Source organism: Fulvitalea axinellae (assembly GCF_036492835.1).
GTDB lineage: Bacteria > Bacteroidota > Bacteroidia > Cytophagales > Cyclobacteriaceae > Fulvitalea > Fulvitalea axinellae.
In genome coordinates, this window is record NZ_AP025314.1 from 2,498,587 (window position 1) to 2,521,575 (window position 22,989).

Consider the following 22,989-nt stretch of genomic DNA (forward strand, 5'->3'; position numbering starts at 1 on the left):
TAAGGGTAATGGTTTTTTAGAAAATCAAAAAGGGAATCCATACAACAGAGTATGATTCAAACTAATCAAGATAAAAAATGGATAAAATAGAGTTGTTGAAATTGGGGTTGTTTATCGGCGCTATCATGTTTGGAAAGTATCTATATCGTGTTTGGAGAGATAAGAAGGACCAAGAGAGAAGAAGGGAATGTGTTAGGGATTGGGCGAAAGCATTCAATTTTGAATACAATGAAGTGGGTGATTCCAGAGATTTTTTTGACACGGTACTGCATGAAAAGGAATTGCCTAATAAGCTTTCTCCGCCAATAATACATATGACTCGATCGATAGAAAAGAAGGGGTTGTGTTTTTTCGATTTTCGAGTATTGGTTCGATTAACTCGGACTAAAATTAAAAGCGCAATTACTGTTTATCAGTTTAATGCGGAATGGCTGAGTGGTTTTCCGGATTTTCTTTTGAAACCACGTGATCCAAGTTTTAGCGACAAGTTTTTTGGTTCACCGCATGAGGTTATGCTCAACGTAACAGACGATTTTACAGAGAATTTCTCTTTATATGGAAACAAACAGCGGTTGAAAACTCTATTCTCAAGCGAATTAGCCGATTACTTTGCTGAACTATATCCGGTTTTTACATTCGAAAAGAAGAATGAGTCGTTGTTTTTCTATATCTATAAGAATGATGTTTCCGAAATACATGATTATGATGAGGCTAGAAGATTTGAAGCAAAATTGACTATGTTGGAAGAAATAGTTGAGCTTATTAAGATACAAGTAAACAGGGTAGAAGTAAGCGCTAGAGAAGGGGTTATGTCGTAGGGAAATAAGCTTCCTGTTTTCCTTCAATTTTTGACTCGATAAATATTTTGCTATTGATCATGAAGGTGATTTGTTATCTTTTTTTTAGTGTGGTCCTATCAGGTTGTGTCGCTGGCAAAATAAATACTCCGATAGAGTGCTGTCTTATTCAGTTGAAAGGAGAGGAAGGTAAAGTTAAATTTTTTATTGATACACCAAATGCAAAAATAGTAATTGATGGAAATGAAATTCAAAGTGACTCTTCCGTTCAGGACTGTTTTGGAAAGGAAGCTTTTGAATTGGTTGATAACCTTCAGTTAAAATCGTTGTGCGATGAAAAGGTCTTTAATTTGGTTTGGAGGGATTTAAGAAATGGAAAGGTTCGTGTTTATGATAAGAAGAATGACGGTTTTGTCAAAACGATAGAATTTGTCAATGTAAAAGATGTTATGGGCGAGCAAGAGTATTTTAGGTTTGTAGGTGGAGAGTTAATACTTAGTAAGGTAATTTCATTAGGGGAGTAGTTTCTCTGAAGCGAGGGTATCGCTATTGTATTTTTAAAAAGTACCCTTTGCCATGCTGGTTTGTAATTTGAATATGACACTGTCTCAAAAAGTGTGTAAACTCAGAATGTCGGAATTAGGCCTTGTCTCGCCTAGATTTTGATTCTGTCCTCGAATATAACCAAAAACTGATTAAGGATCATGCCCCAGTTCCTCACGGGCATGGTCCATTTTTTTGTGGCTTCCCTGATCGCGAGAAACACCGTTTTGACCACCGCCTCGTCCGTGGGGAAGGAGAGTTTGTTTTTGGTGTATTTCCTGATCTTCCCGTTGAGGTTCTCGATCAGGTTGGTGGTGTAGACGATTTTCCTGATCTCCAGCGGGAAACCCAGGAAGACGGTCAGCTCGTCCCAGTTGTCCCGCCAGCTTTTGACGGCGTAGGAGTATTTGTGTTCCCACTTTTGGGCGAAATATTCCAGGGCCTGTTTGGCCTGGGTCTCGTTTGCCGAGTCATAAATGGCCTTCATGTCTTTGGCGAATTCCTTTCTCTCTTTGTGCGCAACGTATTTGAAGGAGTTCCGCACTTGGTGCACGACGCATATCTGCGTGGCGGTCTGCGGAAATACGGATTTTATCGCTTCCGTGAAGCCGGCTAGGTTGTCGGTGGCGGTGATCAGGACGTCCCGTACGCCCCTGGCTTTCATGTCCGTGAGCACCGACATCCAGAACGAGGCCGATTCGTTCTTGCCCAGCCAGAATCCCAACACCTCCTTTTTTCCGTCCGTACGGAGCCCCACGGCGATATACACCGCCTTGTTGACGACTTTCGAGTTCTCCCTGACCTTGAACACCAGCGCGTCCATCCACACGACCAAATAAACGGGATCAAGCGGGCGGTTCTGCCAAGCGACGATGTCTTCGGTGACCCTGTCCGTGATTCTGGAAATCGTCGCGGGGGACACTTCGATCCCGTACGCCTCCGAGACCTGTTCCCGGATATCGCTGTTCGACATGCCTTTGGAGTAAAGCGAGACGATGACGTTTTCCAAACCGTCCACCATGCTTTTGCGCTTGGGCACCAGCATCGGGGAAAAGGTCCCCTCGCGGTCGCGGGGAACACGGATTTGGCTCTCGCCGAAGCTTGTCCTGATTTTTTTCGACCCGTGGCCGTTGCGGTAGTTCCCGTCCTCGCTCTTGCCGTGTTTCCCGTTGCCCAGATGGGCGTCCAGCTCGCCTTCGAGCATCGCCTCGACCGCGTTTTTCTGGAGCCGTTTCAAAAAATCGCCGAGTTCCTCGGCGTTGCCGAACTCCTTGAGGAAGTCTGCGGACAACACGTCTTCCTTGCGAATGGTTTTCTCGTTCTTTTTCATGTCTGAATATAACTTGTTGAAGTATATTCCCGACATCCTGAAACCTATACGAATGAAAATGGGAGTGTCCCCTGCCGGGAGGCTCCTCATTTTGTCAGTCAGTTTTCGGAGACGCTATCGCTCCTCCGAGAAACTGACTGACAAAATCGAGGGAACTTCCCCGCTTCGCTCATATAAATTTCATTTACACACTTAATGAAACGGTACCTTGAATATTCGGTAAAGGCTTCAACTTCTTCCTTAATCGAGAAATATACATATCCAGACTACGCCCCGTAACCACACCTTGCTTTGCCCAGACCTCCTGCACCAAATACTCCCTTGAGATCAGCTCGCCGGCTTTCTCGAATAATATTGCCAATATCTGAGTCTCCTTATCCGTTAATTCAATGCTTTCGTCTTTATAAAGTATTCTATTAAAGTTAAGGTCCAGTTTGATGCCATTCAGTTCGCGTTGGTTACTTCCTTTTGGCTTTGCTTTTTGTTTTATCAATAATGCTAGCCCGAAAAATATAAACAGGACAGAAGTGCCCGCAAGGCTTAGGGAAGGAACGTTGGAACGAAGCCGTATAGTCGTTTGACCATAGAAGCTTGACTCCAGCAAGTATAGGGATTTTGGGAGTTTTCGCCCAAGACAGGGGATTTCCTTTTCCGTTAAATGGTTTATCTCAAAACTATATACAATCTCTTTGGTGTCCGCTTTCAGAACATTGACGATCGACCTCGACGATATCCGAGAATTAAAATGCTTTACGGAGAGCGTCACCAAAGTGTCAGGGTCAATAACGATTGGTTTGTTGAATCTCAGCCTTAAGGTAGCCGAGCCTATTTGCTCTATTGGAGGGACTGGCGTGCGGAAGTCATTGTTGGCTTTTAACAACTCATCACCAATCGCTCTCATTGCCAGATGGGTTTGCTCCCGGACCAATTTCTTATTCGGAACCCGAAACAGGCTGATGGAAATGGCAATAAAAAAACAGGCCATTATAAAGAGTATGTGGCTGATATTGAGCTGTCTGAAAATTGTAAAAACACTTTTTACACTCATTTTACTTTCGTTTTACAAGCAGTATGAGAGGTTCCGTTATCGTAAATGATAAATTCAAAGCTCATCAATTTAAATAAAATCATGAAAAAATTGCTAAAATTAAATGAAACGCTTCCGGTGGGTTTGGACGTTGTCAGAATCATTAGCGGAGGAATCATTTTCTCGTTTGGTCTTGAGGTTTTCGATGAGGGTAAAATATCAGATTATACTTTATGGTTAACGGATGTGGGAGTGCCATTTCCCGTGGTTATGGTATACGTTGGCAAGTTTTCGGAGCTTATTTTCGGATTGTTTCTTACCGTTGGACTTTTTACAAGGCTAAGTACTATACCCCTGATGATAACAATGTGTGTAATCAATTTTATAATGCTGGACGGGAGTATTAGAACCGAAACATTTTATTTGCTAATGATCTTTTCCTGTTTCTTTTTCATGGGAGCGGGTAAGCTTAGCCTTGATTTCCTAATCGCAAAAAAAGAGAAAGAGAACACTTCAGCATCTCTGAATAAACTTCCATTGTGAAAAAAAGAAACCAAACTCGATGGCTGGTAATAAGCATACCGCCATCTCACCGTTTTTTCTCCTTTCTCAACGAATCTCTTTGTCCGCAAAAAAATTGAAGCCCTTCGGGGCTTTTTTTTGTGCGGTTTTTTTCCAGAGTTTCGGGAGAGAGTTATTAAAAAAATCTACATATTTGTAACTAGTTACGTATATAGAAACATAGATTATGGATTTTGATAACATCGGAGAAATGGCATTGGGCAGTAGATTAAGAGCCTTAAGCAATATGGTTACCGAAGATGCCGAACGAATTTATGAGCTTTATGATATAGAATTAAAACCCAAATGGTTTCCGGTTTTCTATTTTCTCTCGAATCAGAATGAAGGCAAATCCATCACTTCGATAGCCAAAGGAATTGGACAATCACACCCATCAGTAATAAAGCTTGTGCGTGAAATGGCCAAAGCCGGTTTGGTGAGAGAAAAAAAGGATAAATCGGACGGGCGTGTCACTAACATCATACTATCTAAGAAAGGGACAGAGTTATCCGAAAAGATAAAAGAACAATATACTGATGTAGAAAAGGCGATACAGGATACCTTAAAGCAAACGAGACATAATGTCTGGTTGGCAATTCAAGAGTTTGAATACCTATTAAATGAAAAAACCTTATTTGAAAGGGTGGCGGAACAAAAGAAGGACAGGGAGGCTCAAAAAATAGAAATAGTGGATTATTTGCCTGAGCATCAATCTGCGTTTAAAAGCCTTAACGAAGAATGGATAGAAACTTATTTTAAGATGGAAGAGGCTGATAGGATTGCGCTCGATCAACCCGAAGAATACATCCTAAACAAAGGCGGAAAAATTTTAATAGCTATTCATGACAATACGGTTTTAGGTGTTTGCGCCCTTATCAAAAGGCAAGACGAAAAGTACGATTATGAACTGGCGAAAATGGCTGTTTCTCCAAAAGCGCAAGGAAAAGGAGTGGGATATTTATTAGGTAGAGCGATTATAGATAAAGCTAACGCCTTAGGTGCCTCACACCTATATCTTGAAAGCAACACCATACTAAAACCGGCGGTATCACTTTACAAAAAGCTTGGATTTGAAAAAATAGCGGGACATCACACGCCTTATGAGCGCTGTAATATTCAAATGGGACTTAAATTATAATCAAAATGACATACGAGAATAAAGTGGCAATGGTCATCAAAAATGACCTTATGGATTGGCAAAAACTTAATGTAGCCTCATTTCTAGCTAGTTCAATAGCGGTAAAGTTTCCCGAAACGCATGGAAAACCATTTATTAACGCTTCTGAATCAGAATACCTTCCCTTTATAAAGCATCCCATTCTTGTTTATAAAGCTGACGACCAAGCTCAAATAGACCGAGCCTTTCAAAGAGCTAAACAAAGGGACTTAAGTATAGGGATATATATCAAACCACTCTTCTCAACCAAAAACGAAGATGAAAATCATGTTGAGATTGGCAAGTGCACGGATGAAACCCAAGAGCTGGTCGGGATAATTGTTTATGGCGAAAATAAAAAAGTAAATAAAGCCCTAAATGGTTTAAAGTTCCATGATTAACACGATTATAGATTCAATTACAATTGATCTCAGAGGATATATCGCTTTATCGATGATTTTATATTCAATGCTCGTAAAAGGGTGAAATTCTTTACTGTTATCATTTGAAATGAATTCGTAAACACTGCTAACCTATCACTTGACTAAAAACAGTATAAAAATGGTAACCAACTCAAATTTACATTATACAATAATCAAATATATTATTGACAATGGCTTTGCTCCTGATAATGAAACACTGTCAGAACTTTTAAATAGCGACAAAGCAAGTATTGAGAAGGGCTTATATAATTTACAAGAATATCATGGCGTTGTTCTTCACCCCAATGAGCCGAAAGTTTGGGTAATACACCCTTTCTCTCTAGCGCCGACAAACTTTTGGATCAAGTCGGAAAAAGGTGAGTGGTGGGGGAATTGTGCATGGTGCTCCTTAGGTGTAGCCGCACTTTTAAATCAGGATTTGACCATTATGACAAGCTATGGAGCACATGGGGAAAAAGTTGAGATACAGATTAAGGATGGAAAAATTGTAGAACAAGACTTATATATACATTTCCCTATTCCAATGAAAAACGCCTGGGATAATGTTATTTACACGTGTAGTACCATGCTTGTATTCAGAAATGAAAAACAAATAGACGATTGGGTGAAACAACATAATATCCCAAAAGGAGATATACAGCCTATCTCAAAAATTTGGGAATTTTCGAAAGAATGGTATGGCAAGCACCTAGATGAAAATTGGCAAAAATGGACGATGAGAGAAGCAAAAGAAATGTTTGCAAAATACAGATTAGAGCATAAGATCTGGAATTTGGAAGATGAAAAAGGACGGTTTTAGAAAATACTTGTCCTGTTCAAAGGGAATTGTCCTTCGCTCTTCATTTTCCCCTATCTCATCGACTTTCTGAGACAACAAAAGAATTGTAAGCCCTTCGGGGCTTTTTTCGTGCTGGTTTTCTGGAAGGGCATTTGCAATGACTGCCAAATAAGTTGGCGGGATTGGGGCTTGAAACATACACATATTAAAAAAAGGACCCCGTTGCCGGTGGTCCCTTTTACTTCAGATGAAACGATTCCCTATTAATCCAATTAGAGATTAAAAAAGCGGAGTGTCTATGTGTCGCTTTTGATTACGCTTCTTGTATTTCCGGTTTCTTAGCTTGTTTCTCTTTTTTGTAGCGCAATTGTCCGCTCTCGATCTGGATCGCTGTTTTGGCCAGTACCGTGAACACGAACGCGCCCAAAGCCCAGATGCCCAATGTCACGCCAATCTCGATGAGGGTAGGGGTGTACTCGGCAATTTTTCCGTAAGGTCCGGGGATAAAGCCGGGAATGATCAAACCGAAACCTTTCTCGATCCAGATAGCTACGAACAACAAACCGCAGGCGATGTAAAGCACCTTGAAGTTGTTGCGCAGTTTGTTGAAGGTCAGGAGCACGGTGGCGATGACGTTCATGGTGATCGAGGTGCGTATCCATGGCAGTAGCGCTTCTTTGCCGTCGAGGCCGAAGAAGAGGTAATATGCGCTTTCGCTGTGATGCGTTGGTGCGTAGAACTCTTTGAAGAGCTCGGATACGAGCATGATCAGGTTTACCTGCGCGGCAACGGTCACCACCATCGAGATCTTTTTGATGGTTTTGTCTTCGATGTTGAAGATGGTGTTGTTGCGTATCACGGCCAGCACAAGGATGATCAGGGCCGGTCCCGCCGCGAATGCCGAGGCGAGGAAACGCGGTCCGAGCAGGGCGTTGTTCCAGAACGGCCGCGCTTGCAGGCCTTGGTATAGAAAGGCCGTCACCAAGTGGATGCCCACGGCCCAGAATACGGACAGGATGGCGCCGGGAACGTAGACGTTCTTTTTGGCTTCTTTGCCCTGATAGTGCCTGTAGAGGATGTACATCGGGATGGTGATGTTGAGGAACAGGTATCCGTTCAGCACGATCACGTCCCAGGTGAGCATCGAGTTCGGGAAGTTAAACACCCCGACTACGGGCATCATGTGCCAGAGTACGGCTGGTCCGCCCATATCGGCTACCACAAAGGCCAGGCACATGATCAGCGCGGCCACGGCAAGGCCCTCGCCGATAAGCACTGCGCGCTTGAAGTCGATGTCCTTAAGCACGTAGGTGGGCATGACGAGCATTACGGCCGCGGCGGCCACACCTACCAAGAAGGTGAAGTTGGAGATATATAGGCCCCAGCTGACGCGGTCGGTCATGCCGGTGACGCTCAGGCCGTGTTCGATCTGGAACGAATAGCAGTACATCCCGATGAGCATGACCATGGTCAGGAAGGCCATCCAAATATGGTACTTCCTGGAGCCGTGCGTCACGGTGTCGAGGCCGTCCTTAACCATGCTCCAAAAAACTGTAAGAGTTTTCATAGTGAATATATTTTTGGGTATTTGGTCTTTGGTATTAGGTCTTAGGTAGTTGGAATCAAATTGAAAATCATGGTTTGAAATTCTGGGTGGAGATACAAGGCATGCCATGTCTCTGCGTTTTTGATTTTCATTTAATTACGTGATCTATTTACCTAATACTTAATACCGTATACCTAATACCATCAGTCCATAAAATACCAGAACTTTGGCTCGGTGCCGAGGTCTTCCTTAAGGCGGAACACCTTTTTGTTTTCGAGTACCCAGCGGATGGTGCTGTTCGGGTCGAGCAGGTTTCCGAAGATACGCGCGCCGGTCGGGCAGGCCTCCACGCAGGCGGGGTTCTTGCCGTCGCGCGAGCGCTGGATGCAGAAGGTGCACTTCTCCATCACGCCTTTCTTGCGCATGCGGTTACCGAGGTAATGCTGGTTTTTGTTGACTTCCTCTTCTGGTACTTCGGGCTTGCTCCAGTTGAAGCGGCGTCCGTCGTACGGGCAGGCGGCCATGCAGTAACGACAGCCCACGCACCAGTCATAATCGACCACCACGATGCCGTCTTTCTCCTGCCAAGTGGCCTGAGTAGGACATACCTCCACGCATGGGGCGTTTTCGCAATGGAAACACTGCGTGCCCATGTAGAAATGGCCTTTGGCCGGCACCTCGTGGTAGTAGTTGTCGTCCGACTCGCCGAAGTTCAGGCCGTTGCCGTCCTTCATCTCGTGGATCCGGATGTACTGCATCTGCGAGTTCCTGTCCTGGTTGTTCTCCTCCACGCAGGCGTTCACGCAGTCCATGTAGCCTTGGCATTTCGAGATGTTGAAGGCGTAACCGAAAAGCACGTCTTCCTCGGGGCCCTTGCTGGACATGTTGATGGTCTTGCCCGTACGGAGTTCATAAGAACGCACCAGACGATCGACGGTGGCTTGTTTTTCCTCCTCGGTCATCAGGCGGTAGTTGCCTTTGAACTGCTCTTCCCAATCGATCTCAGCCTTTTCCTTGGCCTTGTCGCTGGCTACGGGGTTGCAACTCGTGTTGACGGCTCCCGCTCCGGCCATCAGGCTCGCGGTCAAAGCCTTGAGCGACGACCTGCGGTCTATCTTCTTGTTGAATACTTGGTCGAATGTATCTTTTCGCTTGGCCTCGAGCTCGGCGTCGGAAAGGGCTTCCTTTTCAGGAGCGGCTTTCTTTCCAAATCCCAGAGAGAACCAACTTTTTTTATCGCTACTCATACTTCAGTTCGTTTCGTTTGATTTTCAAACCGGCAAAGAATTCATGTGTGATGCAGGGGCCCTGCACGCAAGGTCCCCACGTACATCATTTTCGTTCTTTGACCTTCTGGGTATTGAACCTCGCCGGCCATCTCGATTCGAAATGCGGCTTGTGCGGGTTATGGCAGTTGACGCAGGTCTTTGATGCCCGCGGCGGCGCCCAACCACCTATGCGTTTTCCGTGCGCGCCACCTTTCCAATCCTGAAACTGCTTGGTGTGGCACTGCGCGCAGGCGCGGTAGCTTTTGTTGAAGTCGATTTTCTTGCCCGTCAAGCTCTTGAGCTGGTTCATGTCCTGGCCGTCATGGCATGTGGCGCAGTTCATGGTGTTGGCGTCGGCGTGCTTGAGGCTGATGTCCCAGTGGGCGTTCTTGGCTTCGCCGTTCTTACCCTTGGCCTTGCCTATCTTATGAAGCTCGGCTATGGGCTTGGTATGGCATTCGGTACAAGCGTATGAGCGGATCTGGCTCTTGCGTTCCGGAATCAGGAAAGTTTGGTCGCCCTCCGTGATCTGGATCATCTTGGTATCGCCCAAGTGTTTTTCCGAAGAGACCGACACGCCCTTGTAGTCCTTGCTTCCGGCCTCGATTTTTCTGAGTACGCCACCGTGGTCGTCATGATGCCCGCATGAGAACAGCGTCAAGGCAAACAGCGCAACGGGAACGAATATTTTCAGGCTATGTCTATTCATTGTTCTTGCTTCTAATGAAATTTCCGATATCCGTCACTTCCTTGTTGTTCACGACGTGGCACTGGCGGCAATTCGAACGGTCCGGGTGCGAAACGCGGATCTCCTTCGGCGCGGCAGGGCCGGCATGACAAGAAAGGCAGTTTTCACGCATCTGGATCTGATGCGGAATAGCCGGCGGGCTACCCGGCAGGGCGTTGTTCACGCCAGCCTTCGGCGCCGGTACCTTATGGAATTTCGTCTGTTTGAAAACCTTGTTCGTCTGCTGCGGCACGTGGCACTGACGGCAGTTGGCCATCTCGGGGTGCGGCGTCACGGGGGCGTAGGCCTTGTATTTGGCTACGAAGCCTCCGTCCTGGTGGCATTTCAGACAGTCTTTGCCTCCCATGCTCCGCTCACTCTTGACCGGATGCGGTATGCTGGGCGGCGCGCCATGGTAGGCGCGGTTGTCGTAATACGTCTTGAGCGAACGTTGATGCGTCTCGTCGACGGGCATGTCAAGGTATCGCTTGCCGAGGTTGGAGCGCTTGAAGACGCCCTCTTCGGAAGGGATCGACTTGACCGAGCTGACTTTCAGCGGAACGTTGGCCTCATCCATGCTCGACCTGATGGTGGAGTCGAGCACGGTGACAAAGCCTATGAAAAGCAGCGCGAATAATGATATGATTCCTAGTCTTTTCATATTACGCTTGTTTTCCTCTTACTTTCTCCACTTGGACGGCGCATTTCTTATAGTCCGGCTCTTTCGAGATCGGGCAGAACGAGTCGAGCGTGATGTCATTGATGAGCATCTTCTCGTCGAAGAACGGCACGAACACCTGCATCGGCGCCGGCACGCCGCGCTCGTTGACCGAGGCCGGCATGATGATCTCGCCACGACGGGTGGTCAATTTCACCAAGTCGCCGGTTTTGATCTGCATGCGCTTGGCGTCGCCCGGATTAAGCTCCACATAACCTTTCGGCATGGCCTTGTGCAATACCGGAATACGGCGCGTCATAGATCCCGTATGCCAGTGCTCCACCACACGGCCGGTGTTCAACCAGAACGGGAAGTCCTTGTCCGGCTCCTCGGCGGCAGGCTCGTAAGGACGCTGCCAGATGACGGCTTTACCGTCGGGCTTGCCGTAGAAGTGGAATTTCTTTCCGTTGGAACAAGCCGGATCATACTCCGAGTTGAAACGCCATTTGGTCGGCTTGCCGTCCACGTATGGCCACTGCATGCCCGGGTTCTTTTTCAAGACCGCAAGCGGCGCCATGTTGTGCTTCTTGTTGTCGTGGTGACGGCGGTATTCGTTGTAGATCTCCTCTACGTGCGTATCTTTCTTATAATAGAATTGCTTTTCGAAGCCCATACGTTTGGCCACTTCCACAATCTGCCAAGTGTCGCTCATGGCTTCTCCCGGAGGGTTGACCATCTGCTCGAAGTACTGCGTACGGCGCTCGGAGTTACCGAACATACCCTCGCGCTCGATCCACATGGCCGATGGTAGGATCACGTCGGCAATGTCCGTAGTCGGTGTCGGGTAGATATCCGAAACGACGATGAAGCGTCCTTCTTTCTTGGCCGCGTCGCGGTAGCGCTTCAGCTTCGGCATGGTCACCATCGGGTTGGTCACCTGAATCCACATAAAGCGGATATCGCCTCGATCAAGCGCGCGGAACATCTCCACGGTATGATAGGTCGGCTTCGATGGGATATTCTCGGCCGGCACGTCCCAGATTTTGGCTGCGAACTCGCGGTGTTCTTTCTTCATCACCACGCCGTGCGGGAGTTTGTGCGTAAGCGTACCCACTTCCCTCACCGTACCGCAGGCACTCGGTTGGCCTGTGAGTGAAAACGGGCTGTTGCCAGGCTCGGAAATCTTGCCCGTAAGCAGGTGGATGTTGTAGACCAAGTTGTTGATCCACGTACCGCGCGAGTGCTGGTTCATGCCCATGCACCACAACGACATCACTTTCTTGTTCGGATCGCCGTAGAACGAGGCCATATATTTGATGTCCTTCGCCGAAACGCCGGAAATCTTCTCAACCTTCTCAGGCGTATAGTCTTCTAGGAATTTCTTATAAGCTTCGAAATCGATCTTCTCGGGCTTGTCTTTGAACTTGTATTTGTCCTCAAGACCGTAGCCCATATTCGTAAGGCCTTTGTTGAAGTTGCAGTGCTGCTCAACGAAGTCTTTGTTTACCCAATCGTTCTTGATGATCTCGTAACAGATGGCGTTGGCAACGGCCAAATCCGTTTGCGGAAGGAAAAGTATCGACTTGTCGGCGGCCATACTGGTACGTGTGGTACGCGTGGCGAAGTCGATGATTTTTACGCCGCGTTTGAGGCGCTGGTCCAAAAGGCGGGAGAAAAGTACGGGGTGCATTTCCGCCATGTTGTTGCCCCAGAGGATGAATACGTCGGCGTGGTCGATGTCGTCATAGCAACCCATCGGTTCGTCTGCGCCGAAGGAAGTAAGGAATCCGGTCACGGCGCTGGCCATACACAGACGGGCGTTGGCCTCGACGTTGTTGGTTCCGATACAGCCTTTGAAAAGTTTCGAGGCCACATAGCCGTCTGGAATAGTCCACTGGCCCGAGCCGTAGATGGAAACGGAGTCTTTGCCGTAGTCTTTGATCGTGGTCTTCATCTTCGAAGCGATCAAGTCCAGGGCCTCGTCCATCGAAGTCTCGACATATTTACCGTTTTTCTTGACCAAAGGCTTGGTGAGACGGTCTTTGCCGTACAGCGCCATCACCGAGTGGTAGCCCTTCACGCAGCAGAGGCCTTTGTTCACCGGCGATTTCGGGTCGCCCTTCACGGCCACGGCCTTGCCTTCCTCTACGCCTACCAATACGCCGCAACCCACGCCGCAGAAACGGCAGGGGGCCTTCTTCCAGTCCATCTTACCGCCTTTGGGCAGGCCTTTCTCTTGCTCTTCGGCGAACATGATGCCCGGAAACATGGTCGAAGCCGCCGTCATGGCCGACATTATCGCCAGCTTTTTCAGGAAATTTCGTCTGCTAGTAGTATGGTTGTGCATATCCTCAGTCATTTTTTTGTGTATCGAAACCGGAAACCATGGCCAGCAATTTCATGCCCGCCAAAGCCTCCATCCGTTGCGTTAGTTTTTCTTCTTGATCTTTATTTTCCGTTTCGGTCACGACAATCAGGAGATCCTCGTTTTTTGCCGGTATGACTTCGCATTCGCGAATGTTTTGAAGCGCCTGAATAAGCGTTTCTTTCTGTCCTGAATGGGGATGGGCGAGATAGCTTTTAATCGGCATGGCAGTTTGCTTTAATGGTTTGGGTTCGTGGCTTCTTCATATGAGTTTCCGTTTTTTAATGCGGATCCCATTAATATGTCAGTCACGTGATGTTTCGTTTGTAAAACGTAGACGTAGCGCCAATATTTCCAAGTATTCATATGGCCGAACCCGTTCTGGGAAAGGAGCTGGACCGAGCGTACGGAAAATTTGAGCGTACGATTCCATCCTTGTTATATTTCAAATAAGGTTTTATAATTTTACCTTCTGTGGTAATGTTATTTTAGTGTTTTTCTGGTATTAGTCTATAGCCAAGTGGCCTGATTTTTTGAAGTCTATAGATTTGGATATTCTATAGGGGCCAAGCTGGTTATATATGTGTTTTTACCCGTTTTCCAAGAGTGATTTATACGGATAGTACAATCAATTTCAGTGTTTATCCGGTAAAATGCTCTTATTCTTGGTGTTGTGCTAATGTCAACTTCTTTTTGAAGCTAAAGAATGACTTTTGTCATGTTTTGTTATTCATAACAATTACACATAAAAGTTTGTGATTGAAGTCATAATTCAAGATGATTCCCTGTCGTTATATTCGCAAATACATAACGGTGAGTGATTATGGTGACTATAAAAGAGGCAATATCGTTGATCGAAAAGCATGTCGGGGTTACTGGCGACCGAACGGTTGAAAAATTGAAAAATGCCGTTGGTAAAGTGATATGTCAAAATGTCGAATCAAGCATAAGTATGCCTCCTTTTCGGCAATCCGCCATGGATGGATACGCTGTTTTTCTGCATGATAACGACGAGTATGTTTTGCTCGACGAAGTGGTGAAAGCGGGTGATTCTCACTGTCCTGAGCTGAAGCCGGGGCAGGCTTTTCGGATCTTTACGGGGGCTCCGGTTTCCGTTTCGGCGAATGCGGTAGTGATGCAGGAAAGAGTGGCAGTGACCGACAAAGGAACCATAAAGGTTTCGGGGCCCATGAAAGAAGGGGACAACATCCGGCCGGTGGGAGAACAAGTGAAGGCGGGTGAGGTGGCCTTGAAAAAAGGGACTCTTCTGACACCCGCCGCGATTGGCTTTTTGGCTTCATTGGGAGTGGCTGAGGTGGAGGTTTTCAAAAAACCCTCGGTAGCGATAGTGACTACAGGCAACGAATTGGCCGAGCCCGGGGAGCTTCTGGGAACGGGGAAAGTTTACGAAAGCAATTCCGTGATGCTTGCGGTAGCGCTGGAATCTCTGGGCTACGAAAACGTAGCGGTAAGCAAAGTGCCTGACGATTATGGGGCGACTGTCAGGTTGCTGGACGAAATGATAGACCGCTATGATGTGGTGATCGCTTCGGGAGGAATTTCTGTTGGGGACTATGACTATGTGGGTAAGGCGCTCAACACTTTGGGTGTAAAGGAACATTTCTATAAAGTGAAACAGAAGCCGGGCAAACCGTTGTTTTTCGGAAGTAAAGGCAGTACGGCGGTGTTTGCTTTGCCGGGTAATCCGGCGGCGGCTTTGACCTGCTTTTACATATACGTTTACCCCGCATTGGAAAGAATATCGGGGTTGCGGGACTTCCGCTTGGAAAGCGTGACGATGGAAGCGGCGAACGGTTTTGTCAAAAAAGGAGATCGTCCGCAGTTTCTCAAAGCGTATGCGGAAGGAGGGAAAGTCAGACTGTTAGAAGGCCAAAGTTCGGCTATGCTTCAGACTTTTGCCTTGGCAAACGCATTGGCGCTCGTTCCGGCGGAACAATTGCGTGTGGAGGTTGGTGATAAGGTGGAAGTTTTTCGTTTGCCGGGGTAAACTGAACCGCTAAGGCATCAAAATATTTTTTGGAGAAAAGGCTAAAACGGAAAAATATGAAATACAGGATAAAAAGCCGTGTCTGGATCGAGGTTGACGACAACGTGCTGTTGGGAGAGGGACGGGTACGCCTAATCAAGGAAATAGAGAAGACCGGTTCTCTGTCGAAGGGGGCGAAGGCTATGGGGATGTCGTACAAAAAGGCCTGGACGCTGATTGACGCCATCAATAAATCGGCGAAAATGCCCGTGATCAGCATGAGTATCGGAGGAAAAGGCGGTGGCGGAGCGACTCTTACCGATTACGGAAGAGAGCTCGTGGCAACTTTTGATAAGATTAATAAAAGTTGTTGGCGCCACCTTGACAGGCAAGTGACCAAGATCGAGAGCCTATGATTTGGGATTTGGAGGCGAATTGGGCGTTTGTACTGTTGTTGCCTGTAGTGGCGTTTCTGTATTCCAGCGTTGGGCACGGCGGAGCCAGCGGATATTTGGCTTTAATGGCGCTGTTTTCTTTTTCACCGGAGGTGATGAAGCCCACGGCCCTGTTGCTCAATCTGTTTGTGGCCGGTGTTTCGTTTTTCCATTATTATAAAGAAGGCCATTTCAATAAGAAATTATTCCTGTCATTTTCCGTGGCATCTGTCCCGATGGCCTTTTTGGGCGGAATGGTAGAGCTGGACGCCACGTTGTACAAAAGGATTTTGGCGGTTCTGTTGGTTTTCGCCATCCTGAAAATGCTTAACGTGTTTAAGGGCGTCAAGGGGAATACAAGGGATGTGAAAGTTTGGCAAGGTTTGGTTGTGGGAGGGGCGATCGGCTTTTTTTCGGGCCTTATCGGAATAGGCGGAGGGATTATCCTTAGTCCCGTGATATTGCTCTTCCGTTGGGGTGGAGTGAAAGAGGCCGCCGCCGTTTCCGCAATGTTTATCTGGGTTAACTCCGCTTCGGGGATGGTCGGGCAGATTGCGGGCGGGGTTACATTGTCGTCGCAGGCGTTTTTGTTTGTCTTGTTCGCTGTCTTTGGCGGATACTTCGGCGGATATGTGGGCAGTAAGAAACTCGATAACCTGCGTTTGCGTCATGTGTTGGCGTTTGTGTTGGCCTTGGCCTGTATTAAACTGTTTTTGGTATAAGCGCATATGGAAAAACAACGGACGGGAATTATTCTGGCGGGCGGAAAAAGCTCAAGAATGGGCAGGGACAAAGGTCTGATCCGCATTGAAGGAAAGACGTTTGTGCAACGTATCATCGACGTTTTGGCGCCATTGGTTGATGATATCATAATCGTTTCGGACAAACCGGAATATGATGCCTTTGGATGTAAGCGTGCGGAGGATTTGATTAGGGACGCCGGGCCGTTGGCCGGGCTGTATACAGGTCTTCATTATTCGGAAACGGAGGACAATATCGTACTGAGTTGCGATGTGCCTATGGTAAATACAGAGGTATTACGCATGCTAATGGATCGGGTTGCTGACGATACGGACATAGTTCAATTGGCCTATGACGGAAAAACGATGCCTATGTTGGCCATGTACAAGAAGCGCTGCGAAAAGAAATGCCTTGAGCTTTTAGAAAGCGGACAGAGACGTCTGAGGACACTTGCTTTACAATCTAGGACAGAAACAGTCGTTTTGGAAGAGAGGTTCGCGATAACTGTCGCCAACATCAACACTCCTGACGACCTTAAGGAAATTAGCGATGAAAATAACGATTAGATATTTCGGAATGCTGGCCGAAGTTACGGGTTGCGACGAGGAGTCGGTTGACGTTTCGGTAAAAACGGTTCGGGAACTTTTGGAATCGCTTTACGGAAAGTATCCGGCTTTGGAAGGGAAAGATTTCCAAGTGGCCCAAAACAATGAGATTGTGCCTATGGATTCGACTCTCGCCTCCGGTGAATTAGCCTTGTTGCCTCCATTTTCCGGAGGTTGATATGCTGACCTAAAAATCACGCTATGAGCAGATACAGCAGACATACGATGTTGCCGGAAATAGGCCCGGAAGGCCAAAACAAACTTTCCGAAGCAAAAGTGCTCGTTATCGGAGCTGGCGGGCTCGGGTGCCCGATTTTGCAATACCTCTGCGCCGCAGGCGTAGGGACAGTCGGTATAGTGGACCATGATACCGTGGACGAATCCAACCTGCAACGCCAGGTGTTGTACGGAAGCGGTTCGTTGGGACAAAACAAGGCAATGGCGGCCAAGGAACGCCTCACCGACTTGAACGGGACAATTAGGATCAACGCTTATCCCGAAAAGCTGACGGTTGACAACGCCACGTTGTTTTTCAGTCATTATGATATCGTCATCGACGGGACAGACAATTTCGCCACGCGTTACTTAATAAATGATGTTTCGGTGCTTACCGGAAAACCTTTGGTATACGGTGCCATTTATAAATTCGAAGGTCAAGTGGCTGTCTTTAACCATGATGGCGGACCTAGCTATCGTTGTCTGTTTCCCGAACCGCCAAGCCGAGGGGCGGTGCCGAACTGTTCCGATATTGGAGTTTTGGGTGTGCTTCCGGGTATTATCGGGAGCATGCAGGCCAACGAAGTGCTTAAGCTCATTTTGGGAATAGGGAGTACACTGTCAGGGAAATTACTTTGTTATAACGCATTGACAAACCAGTCCGTGACCATGAAAGTGCAACGAACCGATCTCGCCGAAAAAGAGAGAGTCTCGTTAGGTGACCATTCTTCGGAGACTATGGAGTCGTGTTCTTTTGATGTCCCAACCGTAACCCTAGACCAAGCGATAGAGATGTCGGATGTATTGTTTGTCGATGTTCGCGAACCGTATGAGTTGCCGGCGGTATCTGGGCTGGACCATATATCTATCCCTTTGAGGGAACTGGAAATGAATTCCGGAGAAATAGAAACGGGGAAGACCATCGTCTTTTTCTGTCAGTCTGGAGCAAGAAGCCAAGAGGCGGTGACACTTTCGCATAAACTGGGAATCGGTGATTGCTATAGTTTGAAAGAGGGCGCGACCGAGCTTAATGAAATTTTAGCCGAAGAAATTAACTGAGATGAAAGGAAAGAAAATCAAAAACTCGTTTGTCCAAGGGCCGATTTCGGCGACGTTTATCGGCGAGTCGATTGCTAAGCATCAGGCGAAAACAACAATAGGAGCCCATGATATTTTTTTGGGACAGATACGTGCGGATAAGGTAGGTGACAAAACGGTGAGCGCAATTGAGTACACCGCCCATGAGGAAATGGCGAACAAGAAGTTCCACGAAATCAGGGAGGAGGCTTTTGAGAAGTTTGACCTGACTTGTTCGCATATCTACCATAGTCTCGGGAAGGTGAAAGCCGGCGAACTCTGTCTTTTCGTTTTTGTATCCTCATCACACCGAAAAGAAGCTTTCAGGGCAAAGGAATTCATCGTGGAGGAAATCAAGAAGCACGTTCCGGTTTTCGGAAAAGAGATTTTTGGTGACGATAGCCATCAGTGGAAAGTTAATAGTTAAGGAATTTTTCAGTCAGTCAATATTCAAAGCAGAACGAAACCATATGGTCGATATTACGCATAAAACGAATACTTTGAGAATCGCCACGGCTCAGGCGGTAGTACAAGTCAGCAAACCCGAAACCATTCGGGCGATAAAGGAAGGGACCGTTCCTAAAGGTGACGTTTTCGCGATGAGCAAGGCGGCCGGCTTGCTTGGAGTCAAAAAGACACCGGACTTGCTTCCCGATTGCCACCCGTTGCCTATAGAATTCACGGGTATCGAATATGAGATTGACGGTCTGGAAATTACGGTCACCTGTACTATAAAAACGATCTACAAAACCGGTGTGGAGGTGGAGGCTATGCACGGGGCCAGCGTGGTGGCTTTGAACATGTACGATATGTTGAAGCCGATAGACAAGGGAGTCGAAATTCATCATATTAAGCTGGTTTCGAAGAAAGGCGGAAAGTCCGATTTTAAAGACCGTTACCGCAAAGATATCCGAGCGGCGGTGATCGTTTGCTCTGACAGTATTTCGGCGGGCAAAAAAGAAGATCGAGCGGGCAAAGCGATAGTCAAGAAGTTGGAAGAATGCCAAGTTCAGATTGTCGATTATATTGTCATTCCGGACGAAAAGGATATTATTCAGCAAAAGGCGAAGGCTTACCAAGAACAGGGTATCGACCTCGTGATTTATACTGGTGGTACGGGACTTTCAGAGCGGGATGTCACCCCCGAGGCTCTAAAACCTTTGCTTGACAGGGAAATTCCGGGAATTGAAGAGGCTATACGGAGCCATGGACAGGGGAGGACACCGTATTCGATGCTTTCCAGAAGTGTTGCGGGAACGATGGGAGAGACGCTGGTACTGGCGCTTCCGGGGTCCACAATGGGGGCCAAAGAATCGATGGAGGCGGTATTTCCGCCATTGTTGCACATTTTCAGAATCTTCAAGGGGGCCAGACACGACTGATGGAAGGGAAGCGGAACATATTGACAGACTCGTATGGCAGAGAGCACCGTTATTTGCGGATTTCGCTTACGGACCGTTGTAACTTGCGGTGCACCTATTGTATGCCCGAGGAAGGGATTCAGCTGACTCCCAAATCGCATATCATGACTTATGACGAGATTTATGGTATAGCCAAAACGTTTGTGGATCATGGTGTTACCAAAATCCGTCTCACTGGAGGGGAGCCGTTGGTGCGAAAGGACGCCCGCATTATTATGGAAAAGCTATCGACCTTGCCTGTCGAGCTTGCAATCACGACTAATGCTGTTCTGGCGGACAGGTTTATAGATGTGTTCAAGGCGTGTTCCATCCGTAATATCAATGTCAGTTTGGACTCTTTGGATCCCGTGAAATTCGGAAAAATCACCAGAAGAGATTTTTTCGATAAAGTGTATTCCAACATTCGTCTGTTGGCGGAAAACGAATTCAACGTGAAAATCAATGTCGTTCTGATCAAAGGTTTTAATGATAACGAGATTGTCGATTTTGTCAATTTGGGAAAAGAGTTGCCCGTCAATGTTCGTTTTATAGAGTTTATGCCTTTTGACGGAAACCGTTGGAAACTGGATAAACTTGTTTCCCTTGAGGATATCTTGCTCAATGTTTCGAATGTTTTTCCGCAACAGGATATTGTCCGGATGGAAGACGCTAAGAATGACACTTCGAAAAACTATAAGATAAAAGGTTACAACGGGTCTTTTGCCGTAATCAGTTCCGTGTCAAATCCTTTTTGCGGAACATGTAACCGTTTGCGCCTTACGGCTAATGGACGGATGAAAAATTGTCTCTTTTCCGCCGGAGAAACGGACTTGTTGACGTCTTATCGGGAAGGAAAGGATATAAGTCCGATTATCGAGAATATGGTTTGGGAAAAAGCGAAGGTGCGTGGAGGCATGAATACGCTTGAAAAGCTGAAAGAGCCGAAGTTGCATAGCCAAAACAGGACTATGGTGGCGATAGGAGGGTAAGAAAATCTTTCAGCTATATATGAACGAAACCGTCTTCGTCCTCGCTTTCGTCATAGGCGCCTAGAACACGGTTTACCAGCTCCCTGCGTATGGTCTCGAAACCTTTGAGCATAGCTTCCCGGTATTTGTCCACTTTAGATTTCGGGAAGCCCATTTCTTCGCTTATCGGATGGGCGAAGTCGATGAGGACGGCCCTGCTCAGTTCGGGTTTGATGTCGTTGGCGACAATAAGAATACTGGAACCAACGTAAACTGTTGGGGAGGTTCTGGCCCATTCCAAAATGTCTTGCACATCATCCAATACCCTGCTGCAACTCTGGACGGACATGCTGGAAACGGTCATTTTCACCTGAGAAAGATTGCCTTTCTTTCCCCATTTTTTTTGCTTGTGAGAATCTTCGTCCCGAAAACCGAACTGATCGCTTACCCAAGGGTCCATAATGATTTGGTGCATAAAAGCTTTGGCCAAAGCGGTGGGAACCCAGCGTTTTTGATTGATTCGTTGTTCTGTATAACTGGCGGTTTTCGTTCCTATCTTTAAGTCGTGCAATTTCGCCCCTTCGTGTCCTCCGGTAACATCGTCTAAAATAACGTAGTGATATCCGGGCTTTTCTTTTGGCCAAGCTTTGTCAATATCTTCGTGTTTCGAAGGTTCGATTGCTTGCTTTAACTCGTCAATACTCCCGAACGGGCCGGCAAATGCCGGAATCTTCGGCTGAATAGGGGAAGGTTGCCTTCCCATTTCCAAAAAACGCCTGTATTGATCGGCTTCGATCGGATCCACTCTTTTGACAATTCTTTTCCTCAATTTCAAAAAGTCGGCTTTATGCCCAGCCATTTGGATGGTTCTGTCCCGCATCATTCCTGACCACTTGGCTTGTAAGGCAAATTCAGGCCTGCGGTCAACGTGTTGTGAAGTTCCTGACGAAGAGGTGCTTGCTCTTTTAGGTGGTGATTTTGTATTTCGGGAGTTTTTAAACATGTTTTATGTTTCCTAACCGCTGTAAAAGTGGGGTTGTGACGGAAGGATAACATCGAAAAATTACAATTGTTGAAATTGATGGAGCAAGGTATGTCTGAAAAAGTCAGACAAGAAGGAAAATCATACGCGACAGATTTCTTTGGTCGGAATAATGCTAGTTTAGGCTGTCGGTTCTTTCTCTTCGAATTAAACCGACACGAACCCTACCTTCTTTAACTTCACTTTATTGTTTATGAAAATATTAAAACGAATTGTCTGGGTATCCTTTGCTTTGCTTATAGGAGCTGTATTTGCTTGTACTCCCCGTCAACAAAAACAGGCTGGCAACACTGAATTGATTGCGGATTCGGATTCGGTAAGACTGAGCTTTGCTTTTATCGGGTGTAATCGAATTGCGTATAGTGACCGTAAGAAATCAAATGCATCGAAAGCGAACGTTCCCGCTCTAAAGAGGATTTTCAGGGAGCTTACGGCGATGGAAAAAAAGCCGGACCTGCTATTTTTTATGGGCGATTTGGTATTGGGCGAAAAGGACACTACCGCATTGAATACACAATTGTCGGCTTGGGTAGCTCAATACGAAGATGCCGAATTCAGCGGAATTGCCAAGTCGGGAATCGAAATGGTGGCTATCCCCGGAAATCACGAAATGCTGTTTTACGATGAGGCTACACATAACGAATTTCCGCTGAAAGGCGCAACGGAAGATTGGCTAAAACATATGTCTCCATATATGCCAAAGGATCGAAACCGTGTGCCGTTTGATTCCGTGATTAACGGCGCCACGTTTTCTTTTGTGAGGGATAGTATTGCTTTTGTGGTGATGAATACCGATACCTACAACGCTCCGGCGCCTGGAGAAAAGTTTGGTAAGGAAGGCCAAGTGCCCGAGGATTGGGTAAATGCCGAAGTTCGTCGGTTAGCTTCTTCGCCGGCGGTCAAGCGGGTTTTTACAATGGGGCATCGTCCGTATTATGTTGACGGAGCTTATGATACGCTTCATAGCGGTTTTCCGGACGGCCCGAAAGTCTGGCCGACAATGGTTGAGCAACGGGTTACGGCTTTGTTGACGGCGCATCAACATAAATACCAACGGTGGCAACCCGAGGGTAATGGAACGTACGAGATAATCGCTGGCCAAGGCGGAACATATAGTGGCAAGGATACGCCGAGATTTTACGGTTATTCATTGATTCGGGTTTATAATAGTGGAAGAGCCGAGCTGATTACGAAAGGTTGGGATTTGCCTGATCCGACTTGGGGCGCCGCGCCGGATAATCCAACTACAATACGTGATTCAGTAACCTTGACTTGGTCAAAGAATAAATATCCGTTTAGCAATTTGTAAAGTGAGGGTCT

The 22,989-nt window shown here is 46.9% G+C and carries 25 protein-coding genes; 16 read left to right on the plus strand and 9 right to left on the minus strand.

The window, feature by feature from the left end:
* Positions 1 to 77: 77 nt before the first annotated feature.
* Both AABK39_RS09565 and AABK39_RS09570 read left to right on the plus strand, forming a co-directional pair.
* Positions 78 to 818 carry a hypothetical protein gene (locus AABK39_RS09565; protein ID WP_338391109.1) on the plus strand — a complete coding sequence of 247 codons (741 nt, stop codon included), beginning with the start codon at positions 78 to 80 and terminating at the stop codon, positions 816 to 818.
* Positions 819 to 877: 59 nt separating this feature from the next.
* Positions 878 to 1,321: a hypothetical protein gene (locus AABK39_RS09570; RefSeq protein WP_338391110.1), complete on the plus strand. Its 444-nt coding sequence runs from the start codon at positions 878 to 880 to the stop codon at positions 1,319 to 1,321.
* A 131-nt stretch (positions 1,322 to 1,452) separates the two neighbouring features.
* On the opposite strand, the gene AABK39_RS09575 is transcribed toward AABK39_RS09570, so the two are convergent.
* Both AABK39_RS09575 and AABK39_RS09580 read right to left on the minus strand, forming a co-directional pair.
* A complete protein-coding gene (locus AABK39_RS09575) occupies positions 1,453 to 2,649 on the minus strand; it encodes an IS256 family transposase (RefSeq protein WP_338395317.1) in 1,197 nt (398 codons plus the stop codon).
* 205 nt (positions 2,650 to 2,854) lie between these two features.
* On the minus strand, positions 2,855 to 3,718 hold the full coding sequence (locus tag AABK39_RS09580) for a winged helix-turn-helix domain-containing protein (RefSeq protein WP_338391112.1): 864 nt from the start codon (positions 3,716 to 3,718) through the stop codon (positions 2,855 to 2,857).
* 81 nt (positions 3,719 to 3,799) lie between these two features.
* Here AABK39_RS09580 and AABK39_RS09585 point away from each other — a divergent pair, with 81 nt between their 5' ends.
* From AABK39_RS09585 to AABK39_RS09600, 4 genes are all read left to right on the plus strand, one after another.
* Entirely contained in the window at positions 3,800 to 4,240 is a 441-nt protein-coding gene (locus AABK39_RS09585; protein ID WP_338391113.1) for a DoxX family protein, read from the plus strand.
* Between the two features lie 205 nt (positions 4,241 to 4,445).
* The gene (locus AABK39_RS09590; RefSeq protein ID WP_338391114.1) at positions 4,446 to 5,396 is read left to right on the plus strand and encodes a bifunctional helix-turn-helix transcriptional regulator/GNAT family N-acetyltransferase; all 951 of its coding nucleotides are present in this window, start codon (positions 4,446 to 4,448) and stop codon (positions 5,394 to 5,396) included.
* 5 nt (positions 5,397 to 5,401) lie between these two features.
* Positions 5,402 to 5,815 (plus strand): DUF2000 domain-containing protein, encoded by a 414-nt coding sequence (locus tag AABK39_RS09595; protein ID WP_338391115.1) that lies wholly within the window; start codon positions 5,402 to 5,404, stop codon positions 5,813 to 5,815.
* Positions 5,816 to 5,975: 160 nt separating this feature from the next.
* A complete protein-coding gene (locus tag AABK39_RS09600; RefSeq protein WP_338391116.1) occupies positions 5,976 to 6,656 on the plus strand; it encodes an alkylmercury lyase family protein in 681 nt (226 codons plus the stop codon).
* A 292-nt stretch (positions 6,657 to 6,948) separates the two neighbouring features.
* Here the strand turns inward: AABK39_RS09600 and dsrP are convergent, their stop codons facing one another.
* The 6 genes from dsrP to AABK39_RS09630 form a co-directional block, all read right to left on the minus strand.
* A complete protein-coding gene (dsrP, locus tag AABK39_RS09605; protein WP_338391117.1) occupies positions 6,949 to 8,202 on the minus strand; it encodes a sulfate reduction electron transfer complex DsrMKJOP subunit DsrP in 1,254 nt (417 codons plus the stop codon).
* A gap of 182 nt (positions 8,203 to 8,384) precedes the next feature.
* Positions 8,385 to 9,428, minus strand: a complete 1,044-nt coding sequence (locus AABK39_RS09610; RefSeq protein ID WP_338391118.1) for a 4Fe-4S dicluster domain-containing protein — start codon at positions 9,426 to 9,428, stop codon at positions 8,385 to 8,387.
* A gap of 85 nt (positions 9,429 to 9,513) precedes the next feature.
* A complete protein-coding gene (locus AABK39_RS09615) occupies positions 9,514 to 10,158 on the minus strand; it encodes a hypothetical protein (protein WP_338391119.1) in 645 nt (214 codons plus the stop codon).
* The gene (locus tag AABK39_RS09620; protein ID WP_338391120.1) at positions 10,151 to 10,837 is read right to left on the minus strand and encodes a hypothetical protein; all 687 of its coding nucleotides are present in this window, start codon (positions 10,835 to 10,837) and stop codon (positions 10,151 to 10,153) included. Before AABK39_RS09620 ends, AABK39_RS09615 begins: the two co-directional genes overlap by 8 nt.
* A 1-nt stretch (position 10,838) precedes the next feature.
* Positions 10,839 to 13,193, minus strand: coding sequence for a molybdopterin-dependent oxidoreductase (locus AABK39_RS09625; protein WP_338391121.1), 2,355 nt, complete (start codon positions 13,191 to 13,193; stop codon positions 10,839 to 10,841).
* A complete protein-coding gene (locus tag AABK39_RS09630; protein ID WP_338391122.1) occupies positions 13,186 to 13,425 on the minus strand; it encodes a chaperone NapD in 240 nt (79 codons plus the stop codon). The genes AABK39_RS09625 and AABK39_RS09630 overlap by 8 nt, the downstream gene beginning before the upstream one ends.
* Before the next feature lie 597 nt (positions 13,426 to 14,022).
* Between AABK39_RS09630 and AABK39_RS09635 the strand changes: the two genes are divergently transcribed.
* The 9 genes from AABK39_RS09635 to moaA are packed head-to-tail and all read left to right on the plus strand — an operon-like array spanning position 14,023 to position 20,648.
* On the plus strand, positions 14,023 to 15,207 hold the full coding sequence (locus AABK39_RS09635; RefSeq protein ID WP_338391123.1) for a molybdopterin molybdotransferase MoeA: 1,185 nt from the start codon (positions 14,023 to 14,025) through the stop codon (positions 15,205 to 15,207).
* A 56-nt stretch (positions 15,208 to 15,263) separates the two neighbouring features.
* A complete protein-coding gene (locus AABK39_RS09640; protein WP_338391124.1) occupies positions 15,264 to 15,602 on the plus strand; it encodes a winged helix-turn-helix domain-containing protein in 339 nt (112 codons plus the stop codon).
* Positions 15,599 to 16,342 (plus strand): sulfite exporter TauE/SafE family protein, encoded by a 744-nt coding sequence (locus AABK39_RS09645; RefSeq protein ID WP_338391125.1) that lies wholly within the window; start codon positions 15,599 to 15,601, stop codon positions 16,340 to 16,342. Before AABK39_RS09640 ends, AABK39_RS09645 begins: the two co-directional genes overlap by 4 nt.
* Positions 16,343 to 16,348: 6 nt before the next feature.
* A complete protein-coding gene (gene mobA / locus AABK39_RS09650) occupies positions 16,349 to 16,927 on the plus strand; it encodes a molybdenum cofactor guanylyltransferase (RefSeq protein ID WP_338391126.1) in 579 nt (192 codons plus the stop codon).
* Positions 16,911 to 17,144, plus strand: a complete 234-nt coding sequence (locus AABK39_RS09655) for a MoaD/ThiS family protein (protein WP_338391127.1) — start codon at positions 16,911 to 16,913, stop codon at positions 17,142 to 17,144. Before mobA ends, AABK39_RS09655 begins: the two co-directional genes overlap by 17 nt.
* A 23-nt stretch (positions 17,145 to 17,167) precedes the next feature.
* Positions 17,168 to 18,241, plus strand: coding sequence for a HesA/MoeB/ThiF family protein (locus AABK39_RS09660; RefSeq protein WP_338391128.1), 1,074 nt, complete (start codon positions 17,168 to 17,170; stop codon positions 18,239 to 18,241).
* 1 nt (position 18,242) lies between these two features.
* A complete protein-coding gene (locus tag AABK39_RS09665) occupies positions 18,243 to 18,686 on the plus strand; it encodes a molybdenum cofactor biosynthesis protein MoaE (RefSeq protein WP_338391129.1) in 444 nt (147 codons plus the stop codon).
* Between the two features lie 43 nt (positions 18,687 to 18,729).
* Positions 18,730 to 19,641 carry a bifunctional molybdenum cofactor biosynthesis protein MoaC/MoaB gene (moaCB, locus tag AABK39_RS09670; RefSeq protein ID WP_338391130.1) on the plus strand — a complete coding sequence of 304 codons (912 nt, stop codon included), beginning with the start codon at positions 18,730 to 18,732 and terminating at the stop codon, positions 19,639 to 19,641.
* Positions 19,641 to 20,648 carry a GTP 3',8-cyclase MoaA gene (gene moaA, locus AABK39_RS09675; RefSeq protein WP_338391131.1) on the plus strand — a complete coding sequence of 336 codons (1,008 nt, stop codon included), beginning with the start codon at positions 19,641 to 19,643 and terminating at the stop codon, positions 20,646 to 20,648. The genes moaCB and moaA overlap by 1 nt, the downstream gene beginning before the upstream one ends.
* Before the next feature lie 13 nt (positions 20,649 to 20,661).
* Here the strand turns inward: moaA and AABK39_RS09680 are convergent, their stop codons facing one another.
* A complete protein-coding gene (locus tag AABK39_RS09680) occupies positions 20,662 to 21,630 on the minus strand; it encodes an inositol polyphosphate kinase family protein (RefSeq protein ID WP_338391132.1) in 969 nt (322 codons plus the stop codon).
* Between the two features lie 232 nt (positions 21,631 to 21,862).
* Between AABK39_RS09680 and AABK39_RS09685 the strand changes: the two genes are divergently transcribed.
* The gene (locus tag AABK39_RS09685; RefSeq protein WP_338391133.1) at positions 21,863 to 22,978 is read left to right on the plus strand and encodes a metallophosphoesterase family protein; all 1,116 of its coding nucleotides are present in this window, start codon (positions 21,863 to 21,865) and stop codon (positions 22,976 to 22,978) included.
* Positions 22,979 to 22,989 lie beyond the last annotated feature (11 nt).

Excerpts from the sequence above, each read along its gene's own strand:
- AABK39_RS09565 (WP_338391109.1), top strand. The coding sequence starts at position 78 with ATGGATAAAATAGAGTTGTTGAAATTGGGGTTGTTTATCGGCGCTATC.
- AABK39_RS09570 (WP_338391110.1), top strand. The coding sequence starts at position 878 with ATGAAGGTGATTTGTTATCTTTTTTTTAGTGTGGTCCTATCAGGTTGT.
- AABK39_RS09580 (WP_338391112.1), bottom strand. The coding sequence starts at position 3,718 with ATGAGTGTAAAAAGTGTTTTTACAATTTTCAGACAGCTCAATATCAGC.
- AABK39_RS09585 (WP_338391113.1), top strand. The coding sequence starts at position 3,800 with ATGAAAAAATTGCTAAAATTAAATGAAACGCTTCCGGTGGGTTTGGAC.
- AABK39_RS09590 (WP_338391114.1), top strand. The coding sequence starts at position 4,446 with ATGGATTTTGATAACATCGGAGAAATGGCATTGGGCAGTAGATTAAGA.
- AABK39_RS09595 (WP_338391115.1), top strand. The coding sequence starts at position 5,402 with ATGACATACGAGAATAAAGTGGCAATGGTCATCAAAAATGACCTTATG.
- AABK39_RS09600 (WP_338391116.1), top strand. The coding sequence starts at position 5,976 with ATGGTAACCAACTCAAATTTACATTATACAATAATCAAATATATTATT.
- dsrP (WP_338391117.1), bottom strand. The coding sequence starts at position 8,202 with ATGAAAACTCTTACAGTTTTTTGGAGCATGGTTAAGGACGGCCTCGAC.
- AABK39_RS09610 (WP_338391118.1), bottom strand. The coding sequence starts at position 9,428 with ATGAGTAGCGATAAAAAAAGTTGGTTCTCTCTGGGATTTGGAAAGAAA.
- AABK39_RS09615 (WP_338391119.1), bottom strand. The coding sequence starts at position 10,158 with ATGAATAGACATAGCCTGAAAATATTCGTTCCCGTTGCGCTGTTTGCC.
- AABK39_RS09620 (WP_338391120.1), bottom strand. The coding sequence starts at position 10,837 with ATGAAAAGACTAGGAATCATATCATTATTCGCGCTGCTTTTCATAGGC.
- AABK39_RS09625 (WP_338391121.1), bottom strand. The coding sequence starts at position 13,193 with ATGACTGAGGATATGCACAACCATACTACTAGCAGACGAAATTTCCTG.
- AABK39_RS09630 (WP_338391122.1), bottom strand. The coding sequence starts at position 13,425 with ATGCCGATTAAAAGCTATCTCGCCCATCCCCATTCAGGACAGAAAGAA.
- AABK39_RS09635 (WP_338391123.1), top strand. The coding sequence starts at position 14,023 with ATGGTGACTATAAAAGAGGCAATATCGTTGATCGAAAAGCATGTCGGG.
- AABK39_RS09640 (WP_338391124.1), top strand. The coding sequence starts at position 15,264 with ATGAAATACAGGATAAAAAGCCGTGTCTGGATCGAGGTTGACGACAAC.
- AABK39_RS09645 (WP_338391125.1), top strand. The coding sequence starts at position 15,599 with ATGATTTGGGATTTGGAGGCGAATTGGGCGTTTGTACTGTTGTTGCCT.
- mobA (WP_338391126.1), top strand. The coding sequence starts at position 16,349 with ATGGAAAAACAACGGACGGGAATTATTCTGGCGGGCGGAAAAAGCTCA.
- AABK39_RS09655 (WP_338391127.1), top strand. The coding sequence starts at position 16,911 with ATGAAAATAACGATTAGATATTTCGGAATGCTGGCCGAAGTTACGGGT.
- AABK39_RS09660 (WP_338391128.1), top strand. The coding sequence starts at position 17,168 with ATGAGCAGATACAGCAGACATACGATGTTGCCGGAAATAGGCCCGGAA.
- AABK39_RS09665 (WP_338391129.1), top strand. The coding sequence starts at position 18,243 with ATGAAAGGAAAGAAAATCAAAAACTCGTTTGTCCAAGGGCCGATTTCG.
- moaCB (WP_338391130.1), top strand. The coding sequence starts at position 18,730 with ATGGTCGATATTACGCATAAAACGAATACTTTGAGAATCGCCACGGCT.
- moaA (WP_338391131.1), top strand. The coding sequence starts at position 19,641 with ATGGAAGGGAAGCGGAACATATTGACAGACTCGTATGGCAGAGAGCAC.
- AABK39_RS09680 (WP_338391132.1), bottom strand. The coding sequence starts at position 21,630 with ATGTTTAAAAACTCCCGAAATACAAAATCACCACCTAAAAGAGCAAGC.
- AABK39_RS09685 (WP_338391133.1), top strand. The coding sequence starts at position 21,863 with ATGAAAATATTAAAACGAATTGTCTGGGTATCCTTTGCTTTGCTTATA.